At 73.4% G+C, this 18264-nt stretch carries 15 protein-coding genes and 1 pseudogene; 10 read left to right on the top strand and 6 right to left on the bottom strand.

Annotated features, from left to right (window positions below; all coding sequences use genetic code 11):
• Nucleotides 1–123: 123 nt before the first annotated feature.
• The 6 genes and pseudogenes from ACRYR2_RS14085 to ACRYR2_RS14060 all read left to right on the top strand — a co-directional run.
• Nucleotides 124–2895, top strand: coding sequence for an FtsK/SpoIIIE family DNA translocase (locus tag ACRYR2_RS14085; protein ID WP_432563506.1), 2772 nt, complete (start codon nt 124–126; stop codon nt 2893–2895).
• An 82-nt stretch (nt 2896–2977) separates the two neighbouring features.
• Nucleotides 2978–3796: an NYN domain-containing protein gene (locus tag ACRYR2_RS14080; RefSeq protein ID WP_432563505.1), complete on the top strand. Its 819-nt coding sequence runs from the start codon at nt 2978–2980 to the stop codon at nt 3794–3796.
• A gap of 35 nt (nt 3797–3831) precedes the next feature.
• A complete protein-coding gene (rimO, locus tag ACRYR2_RS14075; protein ID WP_432563504.1) occupies nt 3832–5301 on the top strand; it encodes a 30S ribosomal protein S12 methylthiotransferase RimO in 1470 nt (489 codons plus the stop codon).
• Nucleotides 5298–5870 carry a CDP-diacylglycerol--glycerol-3-phosphate 3-phosphatidyltransferase gene (gene pgsA, locus ACRYR2_RS14070; RefSeq protein ID WP_432563503.1) on the top strand — a complete coding sequence of 191 codons (573 nt, stop codon included), beginning with the start codon at nt 5298–5300 and terminating at the stop codon, nt 5868–5870. The genes rimO and pgsA overlap by 4 nt, the downstream gene beginning before the upstream one ends.
• On the top strand, nt 5867–6340 hold the full coding sequence (locus ACRYR2_RS14065) for a CinA family protein (protein WP_432563502.1): 474 nt from the start codon (nt 5867–5869) through the stop codon (nt 6338–6340). Before pgsA ends, ACRYR2_RS14065 begins: the two co-directional genes overlap by 4 nt.
• Nucleotides 6341–6558: 218 nt before the next feature.
• Nucleotides 6559–6930, top strand: a pseudogene (locus ACRYR2_RS14060) (helix-turn-helix domain-containing protein); the annotation flags it as partial.
• A gap of 252 nt (nt 6931–7182) precedes the next feature.
• Here ACRYR2_RS14060 and ACRYR2_RS14055 read toward each other — a convergent pair.
• Together ACRYR2_RS14055 and ACRYR2_RS14050 are read right to left on the bottom strand one after the other, a co-directional pair.
• The gene (locus ACRYR2_RS14055) at nt 7183–8070 is read right to left on the bottom strand and encodes a DNA-formamidopyrimidine glycosylase family protein (protein WP_432563501.1); all 888 of its coding nucleotides are present in this window, start codon (nt 8068–8070) and stop codon (nt 7183–7185) included.
• A 17-nt stretch (nt 8071–8087) separates the two neighbouring features.
• Nucleotides 8088–12803 carry an ATP-dependent helicase gene (locus ACRYR2_RS14050; RefSeq protein WP_432563500.1) on the bottom strand — a complete coding sequence of 1572 codons (4716 nt, stop codon included), beginning with the start codon at nt 12801–12803 and terminating at the stop codon, nt 8088–8090.
• Between the two features lie 55 nt (nt 12804–12858).
• On the opposite strand from ACRYR2_RS14050, the gene ACRYR2_RS14045 reads away from it, so the two are divergent.
• Complete coding sequence (locus ACRYR2_RS14045; protein WP_432563499.1) at nt 12859–13083, top strand: DUF3046 domain-containing protein; 225 nt, start codon at nt 12859–12861, stop codon at nt 13081–13083.
• Nucleotides 13084–13093: 10 nt separating this feature from the next.
• On the opposite strand, the gene ACRYR2_RS14040 is transcribed toward ACRYR2_RS14045, so the two are convergent.
• The gene (locus ACRYR2_RS14040) at nt 13094–13615 is read right to left on the bottom strand and encodes a DinB family protein (protein ID WP_432563498.1); all 522 of its coding nucleotides are present in this window, start codon (nt 13613–13615) and stop codon (nt 13094–13096) included.
• The gene (locus tag ACRYR2_RS14035) at nt 13612–14586 is read right to left on the bottom strand and encodes an SMP-30/gluconolactonase/LRE family protein (protein WP_432563497.1); all 975 of its coding nucleotides are present in this window, start codon (nt 14584–14586) and stop codon (nt 13612–13614) included. The genes ACRYR2_RS14040 and ACRYR2_RS14035 overlap by 4 nt, the downstream gene beginning before the upstream one ends.
• A gap of 197 nt (nt 14587–14783) precedes the next feature.
• On the opposite strand from ACRYR2_RS14035, the gene recA reads away from it, so the two are divergent.
• Genes recA through ACRYR2_RS14020 form a run of 3 tightly spaced genes read left to right on the top strand, consistent with a single transcriptional unit; the run spans nt 14784 to nt 16642 of the window.
• Nucleotides 14784–15824: a recombinase RecA gene (gene recA, locus ACRYR2_RS14030; protein ID WP_432563496.1), complete on the top strand. Its 1041-nt coding sequence runs from the start codon at nt 14784–14786 to the stop codon at nt 15822–15824.
• Nucleotides 15821–16339 carry a regulatory protein RecX gene (locus ACRYR2_RS14025; protein ID WP_432563578.1) on the top strand — a complete coding sequence of 173 codons (519 nt, stop codon included), beginning with the start codon at nt 15821–15823 and terminating at the stop codon, nt 16337–16339. The genes recA and ACRYR2_RS14025 overlap by 4 nt, the downstream gene beginning before the upstream one ends.
• A gap of 9 nt (nt 16340–16348) precedes the next feature.
• A complete protein-coding gene (locus ACRYR2_RS14020; RefSeq protein ID WP_432563495.1) occupies nt 16349–16642 on the top strand; it encodes a putative quinol monooxygenase in 294 nt (97 codons plus the stop codon).
• A gap of 19 nt (nt 16643–16661) precedes the next feature.
• Here ACRYR2_RS14020 and ACRYR2_RS14015 read toward each other — a convergent pair whose 3' ends face one another.
• Together ACRYR2_RS14015 and ACRYR2_RS14010 are read right to left on the bottom strand one after the other, a co-directional pair.
• Nucleotides 16662–17552: an amino acid ABC transporter permease gene (locus ACRYR2_RS14015; protein WP_432563494.1), complete on the bottom strand. Its 891-nt coding sequence runs from the start codon at nt 17550–17552 to the stop codon at nt 16662–16664.
• Nucleotides 17549–18199: an amino acid ABC transporter permease gene (locus ACRYR2_RS14010; RefSeq protein WP_432563493.1), complete on the bottom strand. Its 651-nt coding sequence runs from the start codon at nt 18197–18199 to the stop codon at nt 17549–17551. The genes ACRYR2_RS14015 and ACRYR2_RS14010 overlap by 4 nt, the downstream gene beginning before the upstream one ends.
• Between the last annotated feature and the right edge of the window lie 65 nt (nt 18200–18264).

Below are 18264 nucleotides of genomic sequence, written 5' to 3'. Positions count from 1 at the left end.
GCCGACAGTCTGGCGGCCGGGTCCCGGCGTGTCGCCCGCGGTCCCCGCCCGGCCCCGGGGCAGGCTGAGATCCGGCTGGGTGCTCGCCCGGTCGGAGCAGTCGCGCCCGGGTACCGTGATCGCATGGCCACCCGGACGAACACGCGCACGACCAGCGGTAGGGGAGGGGCCAGCAAGGTGGCGACCGGAGGCTCTCGGGGTGGCGCCAAGCCCGCTGCCAAGGCACCTGCGCGTGGCACGTCCCGGCCGGCGGGCAACCGCACTCCCGCCAAGACGGCGGCCAAGCGCCCGCCCGCCCGCCCCGTCCGCAGCGGCCCCTCGTGGCCCGTCCGCGCCGTGTCGGCCACCTGGATGGGCTGTGCGCACCTCGTCGGCGGCGCCGCCCGCCGCCTCGGTTCCGGAGCCCGCGACCTGGACCCCGACCTGCGCCGTGACGGCGCCGGCTTCGCCCTGCTGGCGCTGGCGATCGTGGTCGCCGCACGGGAGTGGTGGGGCCTGCCGGGGACCGCGGGGCAGATCATCCACACGGTCGTGGCCGGAACGTTCGGTGAGGTCGCGCTCGCGCTGCCCGTCGTCCTCCTCGGCCTGGCCGTGCACCTGCTGCGCCACCCCGACCACACGCAGACCACCACCCGGGCCGTCGTCGGGTCGATCGCGCTGACGCTGTCGGCCGCCGGCCTGGTGCACCTGGCCACCGGGGCGCCCTCGCCGACCGGCCCCGAGGGCGCCGGGGTCGTCACCGACGCCGGCGGGATGCTCGGCTTCCTCGTCGCCGGACCGCTCACCACGGCCCTGACCTCGTGGGTGATGGTGCCGATCCTGGTGCTGCTCGGGTTCTTCGGCGTCCTCGTCCTGACCGCGACGCCGGTGCACGCCATCCCCTCCCGGCTGCAGGAGGCCTACGAGCGGCTGACCCACCACCCGCACCGGCCCGAACCCGAGGCGCGGTCCTCCCGCGGGGACCTGCCGGCGCGGGCGCTGGCCCGGCAGCGGGCGGCCCGCGCGCTCGAGGCGGCTCCCGATCCGGACGAGGCGCAGGACAAGCCCAGGCGGCGCAGGAGGAAGGACGAGGGCCGGGTCGGTGACGAGGCCTTCGAGCAGGCCGCCCTCACCGACCGGACGACCGAGGTGCCCGCCGACGTCGAGGACTCCGGCCCCCGGCGCCGGCCGGGGGAGCGGCGGCCGGTCCCGTCCGACCCGCCCTCGGTGCGCGAGCAGCTCGAGGACCGGGCCCCGCTGGTCGACGGTGCCTCCGTCCCGGCCAGCAAGCCGAAGGACCTGCCGGCCCCGCCGCACACGCCGATGCCGCCGCGCATCGAGCAGCTGACCCTGGCGCCCGACGTCACCTACACGCTGCCCGAGGCCGCCGCGCTCGTGCCGGGCACGCCGCCCAAGGAGCGCAGCACCGCCAACGACCGGGTCGTCGAGGCCCTGTCGGAGGTGCTGAACCAGTTCGACATCGACGCCTCGGTCACCGGTTTCTCCCGGGGCCCGACCGTCACCCGGTACGAGGTCGAGCTCGGCCGGGGCACGAAGGTCGAGCGGGTGACCGCGCTGAGCAAGAACATCGCCTACGCCGTCGCCAGCGCCGACGTGCGCATCCTGTCGCCGATCCCGGGCAAGTCCGCGATCGGCATCGAGATCCCGAACACCGACCGCGAGACGGTCTCCCTCGGGGACGTGCTGCGCTCCACCGTGGCCACCTCGACCGAGCACCCGATGGTCATGGGGGTCGGCAAGGACGTCGAGGGCGGGTTCGTCATCGCCAACCTGGCGAAGATGCCTCACCTGCTGGTCGCCGGTGCGACCGGCGCCGGCAAGTCGAGCTTCGTGAACTCGATGATCACCTCGATCCTCATGCGGGCCACGCCCGACGAGGTGCGCATGGTGCTCGTCGACCCCAAGCGCGTGGAGCTGACGATCTACGAGGGCATCCCGCACCTCATCACGCCGATCATCACGAACCCCAAGAAGGCCGCCGAGGCCCTGGAGTGGGTCGTGCGCGAGATGGACCAGCGCTACGACGACCTCGCGCAGTTCGGGTTCAAGCACATCGACGACTTCAACAAGGCCGTCCGAGCCGACAGGGTGCAGGTGCCGGAGGGCTCGCAGCGCGTGCTGCAGCCCTACCCGTACCTGCTGGTGATCGTCGACGAGCTGGCCGACCTCATGATGGTCGCCCCCCGCGACGTCGAGGCCTCGATCCAGCGCATCACCCAGCTGGCCCGCGCCGCGGGCATCCACCTGGTGCTGGCGACCCAGCGCCCCTCGGTCGACGTCGTCACCGGTCTGATCAAGGCCAACGTGCCCTCGCGGCTGGCGTTCGCGACGAGCTCGCTGGCCGACTCGCGCGTCGTGCTGGACCAGCCGGGCGCGGAGAAGCTCGTCGGGCAGGGTGACGCCCTGTTCCTGCCGATGGGGGCGTCCAAGCCGATGCGCGTGCAGGGCGCCTGGGTGACCGAGAGCGAGATCGAGGCCGTCGTCTCGCACGTGAAGTCGCAGCTGCAGCCGGTGTACCGCGACGACGTCGTGGCCCCGACGCAGAAGAAGCAGGTCGACGAGGAGATCGGCGACGACCTCGAGGTGCTGCTGCAGGCCGCCGAGCTCGTCGTGACGACGCAGTTCGGGTCGACGTCGATGCTGCAGCGCAAGCTGCGTGTCGGGTTCGCCAAGGCCGGACGGCTGATGGACCTGCTCGAGTCGCGCGGCGTCGTGGGTCCGAGCGAGGGGTCCAAGGCCCGGGACGTGCTCGTGCGCCCCGACGACCTGCCGGCCACGCTCGCCCTCATGCGCGGGGAGGAGCCGCCGACCGCCCTGGAGCCGTCGGGGGAGGCGGAGGTCGTCGTGGTCGAGGGTGGCGACGAGGACGCGTGGGAGTTGCTCGACCGTCGCTGAGCGGCCCCGCCGCGGGAAACGACACATCACGGAGAGCGAGCAATCTGTCGCACATCGGTGACTCTCCGTGTAACTTTGAGTCATGGACTCGCCGCGCCCACACGAGCCGGTCCGGCGGGACTCCCCCGAGCGACCGCACGAGCGGGCAGCCGACCGGCCGGGGGAGCGACGCGACCTGGACCTGCTGGTCTGGGACGCCCCGAACATCGACATGACGCTGTCCTCGATCCTCGGATCGCGGCCGGCCTCCTCCGACCGGCCGCGCTTCGACGCGATCGCCCGGTGGTTCCTGTCCGAGGCCGCCGACCACGAGGTCGAGGGGTGCGTGTTCACCAACGTGCACCCCACGAGCGCGGTCTCGCTGCGCGGGTGGATCGAGGCGTTGCGCAGCTTCGGCTACTCGGTGTTCGCCCGGCCCAAGGTGCATCCCGAGGACGACGTGGACGACGCGATGCTGCAGCACATCGCCTCCCGGCAGGCCAGCCACCGCCTGCGCCGGCTGGTCGTGGCCAGCGGGGACGGGCGCAACTTCCTGACACCGCTGGAGGAACTGCACCGGGCCGGGGTGCGGGTCGTCGTGCTCTCCTTCGCCGAGGTCGCCGGGTACGCGCAGGAGTCGCCGCTCATCGAGTTCGTCGACCTCGAGGACGTGCCCGGCGCGTTCCAGGTCTCCCTGGGGCGCACCCGGTTGACGGCCCTGCCGCCGGACGGGGGCTGGTTCCGCCCGACCCGGCCCATGCGGGCCCTGCTCGACGACTCCGGTCCGCTGGACCACTCGTTGCGCGGGAACGACCCGGGCGCGCAGGCCGGTGCCGAGGAGTCCGCGCACGCACCGCCGCCGGAGGTCGGGGACCTGGGCCGGGTGCCCGTTGCGCACGGCCAGCGGGCAGGCACCGCCTGAGGTCCGGGACCTCCCGCGGCACGTACCCTGGGAACGTGCTTCCCACCCCCGCAACACCGCAGCGGTCCGTCGCGCTCGTGACGCTCGGCTGCGCCCGCAACGACGTCGACTCCGAGGAACTGGCCGGCCGGCTCGCCGACGCCGGCTGGACGCTGGTCGACGACGCCGACGGCGCCGACGTGGCCGTCGTGAACACCTGCGGGTTCGTGGAGCAGGCCAAGAAGGACTCCATCGACACGGTCCTGGCCGCCGCCGACCTCAAGGAGGCCGGCCGCACCCGGGCCGTCGTGGCCGTCGGCTGCATGGCCGAGCGCTACGGCAAGGACCTGGCCGAGTCGCTGCCCGAGGCCGACGCCGTCCTCGGCTTCGACTCCTACGGCGACCTGTCCAGCCACCTCGAGGCGATCCTGCACGGGGAGAAGCCGGCCTCGCACGTGCCGCGCGACCGGCGCACGCTGCTGCCGCTGGCCCCGGCCGAACGCCAGGCCGCGCGCGCCGCGAGGATCGTCGAGCCGGACCTGCCCGAAGGCCTGGCCCCGGCCAGCGGACCGCGCGTGGTGCGCCGCCGGCTCGGCTCCGGCCCGTGGGCGCCGGTGAAGATCGCCGCCGGCTGCGACCGCCGGTGCTCCTTCTGCGCCATCCCCGCCTTCCGCGGCTCCTTCGTGTCCCGGCCCGCCGGTGAGGTGCTCGCCGAGACGCAGTGGCTGGCCGAGCAGGGCGTCAAGGAGGTGTTCCTCGTCAGCGAGAACACCACCTCCTACGGCAAGGACCTCGGCGACCTGCGCGCGCTGGAGGCGCTGCTGCCGCGCGTGGCGGCCGTCGAGGGCATCGAGCGGGTGCGCGTGTCCTACCTGCAGCCGGCGGAGGTGCGGCCCGGGCTGCTGGACGCGCTGACGCAGACCCCCGGCGTCGTGCCCTACTTCGACCTGTCCTTCCAGCACTCCGCGCCGAACGTGCTGCGCCGCATGCGCCGGTTCGGCAGCACCGAGTCCTTCCTGGCGCTGCTGGAGCAGGTCCGCGAACGCTTCCCGACCGCCGGGATCCGCTCCAACGTCATCGTCGGCTTCCCCGGCGAGACCGAGGACGACGTCGACGAGCTGTGCTCCTTCCTCGAACGGGCCCGCCTGGACGTCGTCGGCGTGTTCGGCTACTCCGACGAGGACGGCACCGAGGCCGCCACGCTGGAGGGCAAGCTGCCCGAGGACGTCGTGGCCGCCCGCACCGACCGCGTCAGCCGGCTGGTCGAGGAACTGGTCGCCCAGCGCGCCGAGGAACGCCTCGGCGAGGTCGTCGAGGTGCTCGTGGAGTCGGTCGTGGACGAGGACGGCGATCCGCACGTCGTGGGCCGCGCCGCCCACCAGGGGCCGGACGTCGACGGGGAGACCGAGCTGGACCTGCCGCCGGGGTTCGCCGTGGCCGTCGGTGACGTCGTGCGGGCCCGGGTCACCGGCGTCGCCGGTGCGGACCTGCTGGCCGAACCCGTGAGGGTTACGGTCGGAGCATGAGCACCAGGGCGGGGACCGACTGGCAGGCGCACAAGCTGCACCTGCCGAACGCGCTGACCGTCCTGCGGATCGTCTTCGTCCCCGTCTTCGTGTGGTTCCTGGCCGCCGACGGCGGCACGGACTGGAAGTGGCGCACGGCGGCGTCGGCGGTCTTCATCGCCGCCAGCATCACCGACCGCTACGACGGCCACCTGGCCCGGCGGTGGGAGGTGGTCAGCGACTTCGGCAAGATCGCCGACCCCATCGCGGACAAGGCCCTCATCGGCGCCGGGCTGATCGTGCTGTCCCTGCAGGACCGCCTGTGGTGGTGGATGACCGTCGTCATCCTCGCCCGCGAACTGCTCGTCACCCTGCTGCGCTTCATCGTCATCCGCCGCGGGGTGATCCCCGCGGCCAAGGGCGGCAAGATCAAGACGGTCGTGCAGACCATCGCGGTCGGGTTGTTCGTCCTGCCGCTGCCGGCGGCGCTGGACCCGTTCTGCACCGCGGTCATGGGGGTGGCCGTCGTCCTGACGATCTGGAGCGCCTGGGCCTACTTCGTCGCCGGGGCGCGGCTGCTGCGCCGGTGACGTCCGCCGAGCAGGTCGTCTCCGCGCTGATCGAGCGCCGGACGACCGTCGCCACCGCCGAGTCGCTCACCGGCGGTCTGCTGTGCGCGACGCTGGTCGACGTCCCCGGCGCCTCGGCGGTCGTGCGCGGCGGCATCGTCGCCTACGCCACCGAGCTGAAGGCCTCGGTGCTCGGCGTCGACGCGGACGCGTTGGCCCGCACCGGGCCGGTCGACGGCCTGGTCGCCGAGCAGATGGCGCGCGGCGCCCGGCGAGGGCTGGGCGCGGACGTCGGGGTGGCCACGACGGGGGTTGCCGGACCGGGGCCCGCGGACGGCTTCCCGGCGGGCACGGTCTTCCTCGGGCTGGCCGCCGACGGTCTGCCCGAGGGGGCCGTCCACGTCCGGCTGGCGCTGTCGGGGGACCGCGCGGCCATCCGGCGGGCCACGGTGGACCACGCCCTGGCGGAGGTCGCGCGGCTGCTCCGGTGAGCGGCGGACGGTGCCGGCGCGGATGCGGAACGTCGCTTCGGAACAGGATCGGCCCGCCAGGAGTTGAGCCAGACGTGCGCAACTCCGCTCCCGCCACTGCCGTGACGCCCCGCCCGGGGTACGGTAGTGACTCCACTACTGGCAGCCACCGAGTGGGGCCGGACGGACGTCCGGTGCTGCGAGGACTGCCGCCTCGACTCCCTGAGGGAGGCCGCCGCATGGTCGTGCTCCGCCGGACGATCGGTGACGTGCTGCGCGATGAACGGCGCGGCCAGCAGCGGACGCTGCGCGAGGTCTCCTCGACCGCACGCGTCTCGCTGGGTTACCTCAGCGAGGTGGAACGCGGCCAGAAGGAAGCCTCCAGCGAACTGCTCGCCTCCATCTGCACCGCCCTCGACGTCCCGCTGTCCCAGGTGCTGGGTGAGGTGACCCGGCGCATCGCCGACGAGGAGGGCGGCGGCGCCCGCCAGCGCTACGCCGCCGAGGGCATCGTCCCCGCACCCACCGCACCGGCGAAGGTGGCCCCGGCCAAGGTCACGCCGGCCCCCGTGGCCGAGGCCGTCACCGAGCCGGCGGTTCCCGCCTCCGCCCAGGTGGCTCCCGAGCCGCACGACGACCTCGACAGCCTCGTGGAGCAGGCCGTCGACCACGTCGTCGACCACGTCATCGACTCGGCGTTGTCCGGCGGCGTGTCGCACGACGGCCGCGAGTTCGCCGTCGAGCTCGAAGGTCTGCCCGACGAGCTCGAGCTCATCCTGCGCCGCCGTCTGGTCTCCGCCGCCTGACGTCCTGGCGACCCCTGCGTGATCAAGCACGATTGTGCATGATCACGCAGGGGTTCGTCATCTGCGGGTGCGGTACGACCGGGCCGCGGTGGGCCGGCCGGAGCTGCCCAGCGGACGCTGGGGTCGCCCGTCGTCCGTGGGCGTCGGGCCGCGCTGGCAGCCCGGGCAGTAGAACGCAGTCCGCTCCTGCGGTGGCGTCCCGATCGGCGCGACGCGGACGGTGCCGCCACAGCGCAGGCACGGCAGGCCCGACCGGGCGTGCGCGAACTTCTCCCGCCCCCGGCGCAGGTCGCCCGTCGTCACCTGGTCCGCGCGGTGCTTGTTGACGTCCAGCAGCCGGTGCAGCAGCGCGACGAACGCGGCCGGGTCGGCCAGGTCGGCCACCGGTGACCACGGCGTGAGGCGGGCGAGGAAGCACGCCTCGGCCATGTAGAACGTGCCGACGCCGGCGAGGACCCGCTGGTCCAGCAGGGCCGCCCCCAGTTCGCGTTCGGGACGTGCGGTCAGCCGCCGCTGGGCCTCGGCCGGATCCCACCCCGGACCGAGCAGGTCGGGGCCGAGGTGACCCACGAGGTCGTGCTCGGCCTCGGTGGGGACCAGGTCGAGCATCCCCAGCTTGTGGCCGACCGCGCTCCACTCCCGCGTCGTCAGGACCGCGCGGATCCCCGAGGCCGACCGCCGGCCGTGGGGATCGCCCGTGCGCTCGACGTACCAGGAACCCTCCATCTTCAGGTGGCTGTGCAGGGTCAGCGGGGGATCGTCACCGCCGGCGGCGAGGCGGGTCAGGATGTGCTTGCCGGCGGCGACGACCTCGAGCACCTCGCGGCCCGAGACGTCGACCGTGGCCAGGCTGGGCCAGCGCAGGTCGCTGCCGAGCAGTTCGCGTCCGGCCAGCGCCCGGTGCAGGCGGTCCGCGGTCCGCCAGACGGTGTCACCCTCGGGCACGCCTCAGTTCCTGCCCCTCACGAGCGGATCCGCAGGCCGCGCGGGGTGGCGTGGAAACCGGCCGCCTCCAGCGCCTGGCCCAGCGGCGACTGCGCCGACAGGACGCCGCTGCCGTCGGCCTTCTCCACGGTCAGCTTGCCCAGCACCCCGTCGCGCACCGCCAGCGCCAGGGCGTCCGCGGCCGGCTGCAGCAGGTCCTCCTCCTGCGTCCAGGACAGCACCGAGCGGCCGCCGCGTTCGACGTAGAGCACCAGGTCGCCGTCGACGAGGACCACCAGGGCGCCGGCCTTGCGGCCGGGCCGGTGGCCGCTCGCCCCGGCGGTCACCTCCGGACGCTCGGGCCACGGCAGTGCCGCGCCGTACGGGCTGGCCGGGTCGGTGGCCGCCAGCACCAGCGCGCCGGGTCCGCGGTCGCGGTCCTTGCCGCGCTGCTGCGAGGGACTGGCCCCGCCGACCGGTCTGGCGCTGTCCCGCAACCGGTCCACCGCACCCGTCGTGGCGAACTGGGACGCACCCAGCCCTTCGACGAAGTAGCCCCGGCGGGCCCGGCCGGCCTCCTCGAAGGCCGCCAGCACCTTGTAGACCGCGGCGAAACCCCCGGGCACCCGCTCGCTGCCGACCGCACCGCGGGTCAGCACGCCGTGCCGGTCCAGCAGCACCTCGGCGCTGGCGTGCGCGCGGACCGTCGCGTCCGTCTCGACCTGCGGCAGCAGCGACCACCGCCCCGCCGCCGACGGCGGACCGCTGCGGGAGGGCAGTTCCATCCGCCGCACCCCGCGGGCCGCGCGCCCGGGCCGGGCGTACCGGGTCCGTGGCGCGCTGGTGCGGGGTTTGTGCGCCCCGCGCCCGCCGATGCGGTTGCGCAGCGGGGCCAGGGTGTCGTTCGTCAGCCGGCCCGCCCACACCAGGTCCCACAGCACCGTCGTCAGCCCGGTGTCGTCGGTCGAGCCGACGGCCTCCGACAGCGCCCGGAAGAAGTAGGCCCCGCCACCGCTGAGCGCGTCGATCACGGCGCGGTGCAGTTCGGTGTCCACCTCGACCTCGGAGTCGTCCGGGTCGGGCAGCGTCAGCGGCGCCAGGTCGGCCGGGTGCAGCGAGACCCAGCCGTCGTCCCCGGGCAGGCTGCCGTGCCCGGACCAGACGACCTCACCGGCCGCGGTGAGCTCGTCCAGCATCGAGGGGCTGTACCCCTCGATCCGGGAGGCCAGCACGAGCGGTTCCAGGGCACTGGCCGGGACCACCGCACCGGCGAGCTGCTCCACGGCGCGCAGCACCCCGTCGACGCCGCGCAGACGCTGCCGGAGCCCGGTGCTCACGCCCTGCCAGGCCGGCAGGAACCGCGCGAGGTCGCGCGGGGCGACGGGTTCGACGTCGGCGCGCAGGGCCGCCAGCGAGCGGCGGCGCAGGATGCGCAGCACGTCGGCGTCGCAGAACTCCAGCCCCGTACCGCCGGGCCGCAGCTCGCCCTCGACGAGGCGGCCGGAGGCCTGCAGCCGGCGCAACGCGTCGTGAGCCACGGCGCGGCCGACGCCGAACCTCGCCGCGGCGTCGGAGACCGTGAACGGCCCGCGGGTGCGGGCGTACCGGCCGAACAGCTCGCCCAGCGGATCGGCGACCGGTTCGGTGAACGCCTCGGGGATCCCCACCGGCAGCGGCGTGCCCAGGCCGTCGCGCAACCGGCCGGCGTCCTCGATGACCGCCCAGTGCTCCTGGCCGGCGATGCGGACGCGGATGAGCCGGCGGGCCTCCTCCAGCCCGGCCAGCCAGCGCGAGGGTTCGCCCTCGCTGCGGGCGGCGACCTCGGCCGTCGTCAGCGGGCCCAGCACGCGCAGCAGGTCGGCGACGTCCTCGGCGTCGGTGCACCTGCGCTCGGCCACGAGCCGCTGCAGTTCCTCCTCGGTGCGCTGCACCGCGGCCGGGTCCAGCAGGTCGCGCAGCGCGGCGCCTTCCCCACGGCCGAGGAGTTCGGCCAGCAGGCTCGGGTCGAGGGCCAGCGCCGCGGCGCGCCGTTCGGCCAGCGGGGAGTCGCCCTCGTAGAGGAACTGGGCCACGTACCCGAACATCAACCCGCGGGCGAACGGCGACGGTTGCGGGGACTCGACCTCGACGACGCGGACCGTGCGGGCCGCGAGGTCCTTCATGAGCTGTTCCAGACCCGTCACGTCGAACACGTCGGACAGGCACTCGCGCACGGTCTCCAGCACGATCGGGAAGCTCGCGAACCGGCTGGCCACCTGCAGCAGCGAGGCCGCCCGCTGCCGCTGCTGCCACAGCGGTTGCCGGCGGCCCGGCTGGCGGCGCGGCAGCAGCAGCGCCCGGGCCGCGCACTCGCGGAACCGGGAGGCGAACAACGCCGACCCACCGATCTCGGCCGTCACCAGTTCGGCGACCTCGTCGGCCTCCAGGGCCACCAGGTCGGCGACGTCGGGGGCCTGGCCGTCGGGCAGGTCCAGGTCGGGCAGCCGCAGGACGATGCCGTCGTCGGCGGGCATGGCCTGCACGTCGACGCCGAAGCGTTCGCGCATCCGTGCCCCCAGGGCCAGCGCCCACGGGGAGTGGACCTGGCCGCCGAAGGGGGAGTGGATGCAGACTCGCCAGTCGCCCAGCTCGTCGCGGAACCGCTCGACGACGATGGTCCGGTCGTCGGGGACGAGCCGGGTCGCCTCCTGCTGCTCGGTCAGGTAGGCGAGCAGGTTGTCCGTCGCCCAGTCGTCCAGGCCGGCCTCGTGCACGCGCGCGCGGGCGGCGTCGCCGGCGAAACCGCCGTCGAGGGAGCCGAGTTCGCGGACGAACTCGCCCAGGGCCCGGCCCAGCTCGGCCGGCCGGCCCAGCGCCTCGCCGTGCCAGAACGGCAACCGGCCCGGCTGGCCGGGGGCGGGCGTGACCAGGACGCGGTCGTGGGTGATGTCCTCGATCCGCCACGCCGAGGAGCCCAGGGTGATGACGTCTCCGACCCGCGACTCGTAGACCATCTCCTCGTCGAGTTCCCCGACGCGCCGGCCCGGGCCCTCCCCGGAGGCCAGGAACACGCCGAACAACCCGCGGTCGGGGATGGTGCCGCCGCTGGTCACGGCGAGCCGTTGCGCCCCGGGGCGTCCGGTGAGGCCGTCGGTGACCCGGTCCCACACCAGCCGCGGGCGCAGCTCGGCGAACTCCTCGCTGGGGTAGCGGCCGGACAGCATGTCGAGGACGGCGTCGAGGATCGGCCGGGACAGCGTCGCGAACGGTGCGGCGCGCTTGGCCAGCGCCAGCAGGTCGGGCACCGTCCACTCGTCCATGGCGACCATCGCGACGATCTGCTGGGCCAGGACGTCCAGCGGGTTCGCCGGGATCTTGAGTTCCTCGATACGCCCGTCGCGCATGCGTTCGACGACGACGGCCGTCTGCAGCAGGTCGCCGCGGAACTTCGGGAACAGCACCCCGCGCGAGACGGCGCCGACCTGGTGCCCGGCGCGGCCCACGCGCTGCAGGCCGCTGGCGACGCTGGGCGGGGACTCGACCTGGACGACGAGGTCGACCGCACCCATGTCGATGCCCAGTTCCAGGCTGGACGTGGCGACCACGGCGGGCAGCCGGCCGGCCTTGAGGTCCTCCTCGATGAGGGACCGCTGTTCCTTCGACACCGAGCCGTGGTGGGCGCGGGCCAGCACGGGTGGCTTGTTCTCCGCCTGACCGGCCTGACCCATGAGTTCGGCCGGTGCGACCCGGCCCGGGGTGCCGGTCTCCTCGGGGTCCTCGGGGTCGATCCGTTCGTCCCAGACCTCGTTGAGCCGGGCGGTGAGCCGCTCGGACAACCGGCGGGAGTTGGCGAACACCAGGGTGGACCGGTGGTCGGCGACGAGGTCGACGATGCGTTCCTCGACGTGCGGCCAGATGCTCGCCCGGCGGGGGTTCCCGGCGGCCTGGCCGGTGAGGTCGTCGGGGTCCTCGGCGCCGCGACCGGAGGCGTCCAGCTCGCTCATGTCCTCGACGGGGACGACGACCTTGAGGTCGAACTCCTTGGTCGAGGGCGGTTGCACGACGGTGACCGGCCGCCCACCGGAGACCCACTCGGCCACCGTCTGCACGGGACGGACGGTGGCGGACAGGCCGACGCGCTGGGTGGGTTCGCCACCGGCCTGGGTGACGAGCGCGTCGAGGCGTTCCAGCGAGATCGCCAGGTGCGCGCCGCGCTTGGACCCGGCCATGGCGTGCACCTCGTCGAGCACGACGGTGCGCACGCCGCGCAGCTGTTCGCGGGCCTTGGACGTCAGCAGCAGGAACAACGACTCGGGCGTGGTGATGAGGACGTCGGGGGGAGTGCGGGTGAACCCGCGCCGCTCCTCCGTCGAGGTGTCCCCCGAGCGCACGCCGACGCGCACGTCGGGCACGGGCAGCCCGAGGCGCTGGGCGGCCTGCCGGATCCCGGTGAGCGGGGAGCGCAGGTTGCGTTCCACGTCGACGGCCAGGGCCTTGAGGGGGGAGACGTACAGCACCCGGCAGCGGTGGTCCTTGTCCTCCGGAACCGGTTCGCCCGCCAGGCCGTCCAGGGCCCACAGGAACGCCGAGAGCGTCTTGCCCGAACCGGTCGGGGCCACAACGAGGGCGTGCTGCCCGCGGCTGACGGCGTCCCAGGCGCCCAGCTGAGCAGGGGTCGGGGCTTCGAAGGCACCCGTGAACCACGCCCGGGTGGCCTCGGAGAAGCGACCCATCACCTCCTGCGCGGACGGTGGCTGCGGGCTCTTCGGACTCATGTCGTCATGACACCACCCGCCTCCGACACGTGCCCCCCGTGGCACTCTGTGCCCCATGCGCGTCAGCGAGTTCTGGACCCTGGTGGAGGACGAGTTCGGAGTCGGCTACGGCCGGTCGCTCGCGGCCGACCAGCACCTGCTGGCCCTGGACGACCGCACCGCGCGCGAGGCGCTGGACGCCGGCGTGGAGCCCAAGCAGATCTGGCTGGCGCTGTGCGACGCGATGGACGTGCCGGACTCGCGCCGCCTGGGCAGGGACCGCCGCCCTCCCCGCCCGTGACCGCTGCCGGCTACTCCCCGGTGGCGCCGTCGATCCGCTCGCGCAGGAGGTCGGCGTGGCCGTTGTGCCGCGCGTACTCCTCGACGAGGTGCACGAGCACCCACCGCACGCTCGTGGTGCCCTGCCGGGAGTGCTCGAAGGTGTCGTCGAGGGAGTGCGCCGCCAGCACGGCGCGCGCGAGGTCCTGCTGGGTGGCCAGTTCGGCCAGGTCGACGGCCGGGTCGGCGTCGTCGACGTCGTCGAAGTCGCCGTCCGGATCGGCCTCGGACCAGTAGCGGGGCGCCACGTCCTCGCCGGCGACCCCGCCCTGCCACCAGCCCCGCTCCACGTCGGCCAGGTGGCGGACCATGCCCAGCAACGACATCGACGACGGCTCGACGGAGCGGAGCCGCAACTGCTCGGCGGTCAGCCCCTCGACCTTCCGGGCGAAGGTGGCGCGGTGGTAGTCCAGGAAGCCCTCGAGCGTCGCGCGCTCGTCGCCCACGTACGGCGCCTCCTCGCGCTCCGGCGCGGCGGGAACGGTGAACGTCACAGCCACCACAGTCCCGCACCCACGGCGTTCGTCCGCAGCCGGTAGGCGCTGGTCGAGGCGGCCACGAACAGGTCGCTGCCGTCGGCCCCGCCGAAGCAGACGTTGGCGACGACCTCGCCGACGACGACCTCGAGCAGGCGCGTGCCGTCGGGGGCGAACACCGTGACCGCGTCGCCGTTGGAGGTCCAGACGTTGCCGGCGGTGTCGACGCGGAAACCGTCCGCCAGACCCCGGTCGACCTCCACGAAGACGCGCCCGTTCTTGACGACCGGTCCCGACGGCCGCGCCTGCGGGCCGCGGCCGCCGCGGATCCCGGTCAGCACGTCGTAGACGCGGATGAGCCGGTGGGTGCCGTTGCCGGGCGTGCCGGCCCCCGAGGTGTCGGCCACGTACAGCAGCCTCTCGTCGGGGGAGAAGGCCAGACCGTTGGGCTCCTCGACGTCGGTGACCACGACGCGCAGCTCGCCGGAGTCGGGGTCGAGGCGGAAGACGAAGTTGTCGCCGTACTCGCGGAAGCCCTCGTGGCCCTCGACGGCCACGGTGATGCCGTACGGCGGGTCGGTGAACCAGATCGCGCCGTCGGAGGCGACGACGACGTCGTTGGGGGAGTTGAAGCGTGCCTGGCCGAAGCGGTCGACGAGCACCGTCGTGGTGCCGTCGGCCTCGGTGCGCTCGAGCGCGCGGCGGCCGTGCGAGCAGGCCACGACCCGTCCCTGCCGGTCCAGCGTGCGGCCGTTGGTGAACTCGACGTCGTCGCGGTGCACGGTCAGGCCACCGTCCACCCCGCTGCTCTCGTCCCAGCGCAGGATCCGGTTGCCGGGGATGTCGCTGAAGATCAGCGCCCGCTCCTGCGGCAGCCAGAGCGGGCCCTCGGCCCAGGTGCTGCCCGAGCCGAGGCGTTCGAGGACGGCACCGGCCGGGACGAGGGCGGCACCGCGCGGGTCCAGGATCTGAGCAGACGTCTGCGTCACGCCGCGCAGCCTAGTGATCTCCCGACACGCACGGTCGCAGGACTTGGGATCGAACACGTGTACGGATAGCATCGCGGTGTCCACAGGGGGCTCGCCGGGCAGCTCGTCCACACCCTCCCGCTCGTACGGGGGTCGTGTCGGAGGTCTGTCCTAGCGTTCCCCGCAGTCAGTTGGAACCCAGACCCTGAGGTGAGGACATGCCCGCTCCTGCGGACCGCGAGAAGGCCCTCGACGCCGCCCTCGCAGCGATCGACAAGAACTTCGGCAAGGGCTCGGTCATGCGGCTGGGCGACGACGTCCGCCCGCCCATCGAGGTCATCCCGACCGGCGCGATCGCCCTGGACGTCGCCCTCGGCATCGGCGGCCTGCCGCGTGGCCGCGTGGTCGAGGTCTACGGCCCGGAATCCTCCGGCAAGACGACCGTCGCCCTGCACGCGGTGGCCAACGCCCAGCGCGCCGGCGGCATCGCGGCGTTCATCGACGCCGAGCACGCTCTGGACCCGGACTACGCGGCCAAGCTGGGCGTGGACACCGACGCGCTGCTGGTCTCCCAGCCCGACACCGGCGAGCAGGCGCTGGAGATCGCGGACATGCTGATCCGCTCCGGTGCGCTCGACATCATCGTCATCGACTCCGTCGCCGCGCTCGTGCCCAAGGCCGAGATCGAGGGCGAGATGGGTGACAGCCACGTCGGTCTGCAGGCCCGCCTCATGTCGCAGGCGCTGCGCAAGATCACCGGTGCGCTGAACCACTCCGGCACGACGGCCATCTTCATCAACCAGCTGCGCGAGAAGATCGGCGTCATGTTCGGCTCTCCGGAGACGACGACGGGCGGCAAGGCGCTGAAGTTCTACGCCTCGGTCCGCCTGGACGTGCGTCGCATCGAGACGCTCAAGGACGGCACCAACCCGGTCGGCAACCGCACCCGGGTCAAGGTCGTCAAGAACAAGGTCAGCCCGCCGTTCAAGCAGGCCGAGTTCGACATCATCTACGGCCAGGGCATCTCCCGCGAGGGCGGGCTCATCGACCTCGGTGTCGAGCACGGCTTCGTCCGCAAGTCCGGCGCCTGGTACACCTACGAGGGCGACCAGCTCGGCCAGGGCAAGGAGAACGCCCGGGCCTTCCTGCGCGACAACCCCGACCTCGGCGACGAGATCGAGAAGCGCATCAAGGAGAAGCTCGGCATCGGTGCCCGCCTCGACGCCCCGGCCGAGCCCGACGCCAAGGTCGACTTCTGAGCCGTCGCCACGAGCAGGTCCCTCCCGGTCCGGACGAGAACCCGGACCGGGAGGCCGACCCGCGCGAGGTCGCCCGCACCATCGCCCTGCGCCAGCTGACGATGGCTCCCCGCAGCCGTGCGCAACTGGAGCAGAAGTTGGCCGCCAAGGACGTCCCCGAGGACGTCGCGGTCGAGGTGCTCGACCGGTTCGAAGAGGTCGGCCTCGTCGACGACCGCGCCTTCGCCGCCGGCTACGTGCAGTCCCGCAGCAGCGGACGGGGGCGGCGGGCGCTGGCGCAGGAACTGCGGCGCAAGGGCGTCGACGACGAGACCGCCGCCGAGGCGCTCGAAGTGGTCGACGGGGAGTCGCAGACCGAGGCGGCCCGGAACCTGGTGCGGCGCAAGCTGCGCTCCACGGCCGGGCTCGAGCCCGCCGTCCGGGAGCGCCGGTTGTTCGGGATGCTGGCCCGCCGGGGTTTCCCGACGGACGTGGTCCTGCGGGTCGTGCGCGAGGAGTTGCGGGACCAGGCGTAGATTCCGCGCGTGACCACCATCGCCATCCTGGAACTGACCATCAAGCCCGAGAACGTCGCCGACGCCCCGGCCATCCTCACCGAGACCCTCGAGGCCACCCGCGCCTTCGAGGGCAACCTCGGCTGCGAGGTGCTCTTCGACAACGCCGACGAGACGCACGTGTCGATCGTCGAGCGCTGGGAGTCGGTCGAGAACGACAACGCCTACCGCGCGTTCCGCCAGACCCCCGAGGGTTCCTCCCGGCTCGGGACGATCGTCGCGGACCGCAAGCTCACGCTGTACACGGTCCGCGACGACATCTGATGCTCCGGTGACCGGTGGCTCAGGTGTTCGAGCCGCCGGTCATCTGCATCCCGTTGTCGACCTCGACCTTGGCCGTCGAGCGCCCACTGCCGGACAGGCGACGTTGCACCCAACGGGCCAGCAGGTCGAGCAGCAGGTTGATGACGACGAAGATCAGGCCGACGACGAGGTAGGTCTGGACGGAGTTGTCCAGCACCTGACGCAACCGGTTCGCGATCTCGCCGAGGTCGCCGAGCGAGACCAGCACGACGCTGCCCAGCGCCGTGTCCTTCAGCACGACGATCATCTGGCTGATCAACGCCGGCAGCATCGCGCGGACGGCCTGCGGCAGCTGGATCTGCCCCATGACCTGCGCGGGAGTCATCCCGATGGCCAGCCCGGCCTCGACCTGCCCCCTGGGCAGGGACTGGACGCCGGCCCGGACGATCTCGGAGATGATCACGCAGTTGTAGAGCGTCAGGCCGACCACGAGGACCCAGAACGATCCCGGGTGCACGCCCAGGGTCCGCAGCAGGACGTCGACGTAGAGGATCGTGACCACGACGGGGAGCCCGCGCAGCAGTTCCACGATCCCGATGAGCGGAACCCGCCCGGCGCGTGGCAGCAGGAGACGCAGGGCGCCGATGACGAGCCCCAGCACGATCGAGGCGACGATCGCGACCGCCGCGGCCCGCAGCGTGACACCCAGAGCCGGGCCGAGCAGTTGCCACACGGCGGCGAAGTCGGCGTTCGTGGGGTCGATCAACGGCCCCCACTTCTCCGGGTCCAGCTGCCCCTGCTGCTGCATCCGGATCAGGATGAGGACCAGCGTGGCGAGCAGCAGGACGCCGGCGACGATGCTGCCGGTGCGGGTGCGACGCCGGGCGACCGGGCCGGGCTCGTCGAACAGGACGGCGGTCGGGGCGGTCACCGGGCCACCGCCGTACGCCGTTCGGCCAGGGCCAGCAGGAGCGCGGCGCCGAGGGTCATGATGAGGTATCCGATCGCCATGCCCGTGATGACGGGCAGCCGGGGCAGGCCCTGAGCGCTGGCCAACCGCGCGTAGACGCTGAAGAGGTCCCCGCCGACGCCCATGGCGCCGGCGACGGCGGAGTTCTTGATCATCGCGATGAGGACGTTGCCGACGGGCGGGATGACCGCCCGCAACGCCTGCGGCAGGATCACCTGGGTCAGGGTCAGGCCGAACGGCAACCCGATGGCCCGCGCGGCCTCGGCCTGTCCGGCCGGCACGGTGGCGATGCCCGAGCGCACGGCCTCGCAGACGAACGAGGCCGTGTAGACGATGAGCCCGAGCACGGCCAGCGTGTAGTTCGAGGCGTTGAAGCCCAGGGTGGGGACGCCGAACACGAAGAAGAACAGCACGATGACCAGCGGGGTGTTCCGCAGCAGCGTGACGTAGGCGGCGCCGACCCCGCGCAGCACGGGGACGGGGCTGACCCGGCAGACCGCGAGCAGGGTGCCGAGCACGAGGCTGCCGACGCCGGCCCAGGCCGCCAGGGTGAGGGACCGCAGGAAGCCTGCGGCGTACAGATCGAGGTTGTCGATCACGGGATCCACGCGGACCGCCTCCTGGGGTGGGGGGACCCGTGGGGTGGGTGGTCACCGGGGCGACCACCCACCCC

The organism is Kineococcus deserti, from assembly GCF_050871945.1.
Classification (GTDB): Bacteria; Actinomycetota; Actinomycetes; order Actinomycetales; family Kineococcaceae; genus Kineococcus.
This window is presented reverse-complemented; position numbering and strand designations above follow the sequence as displayed.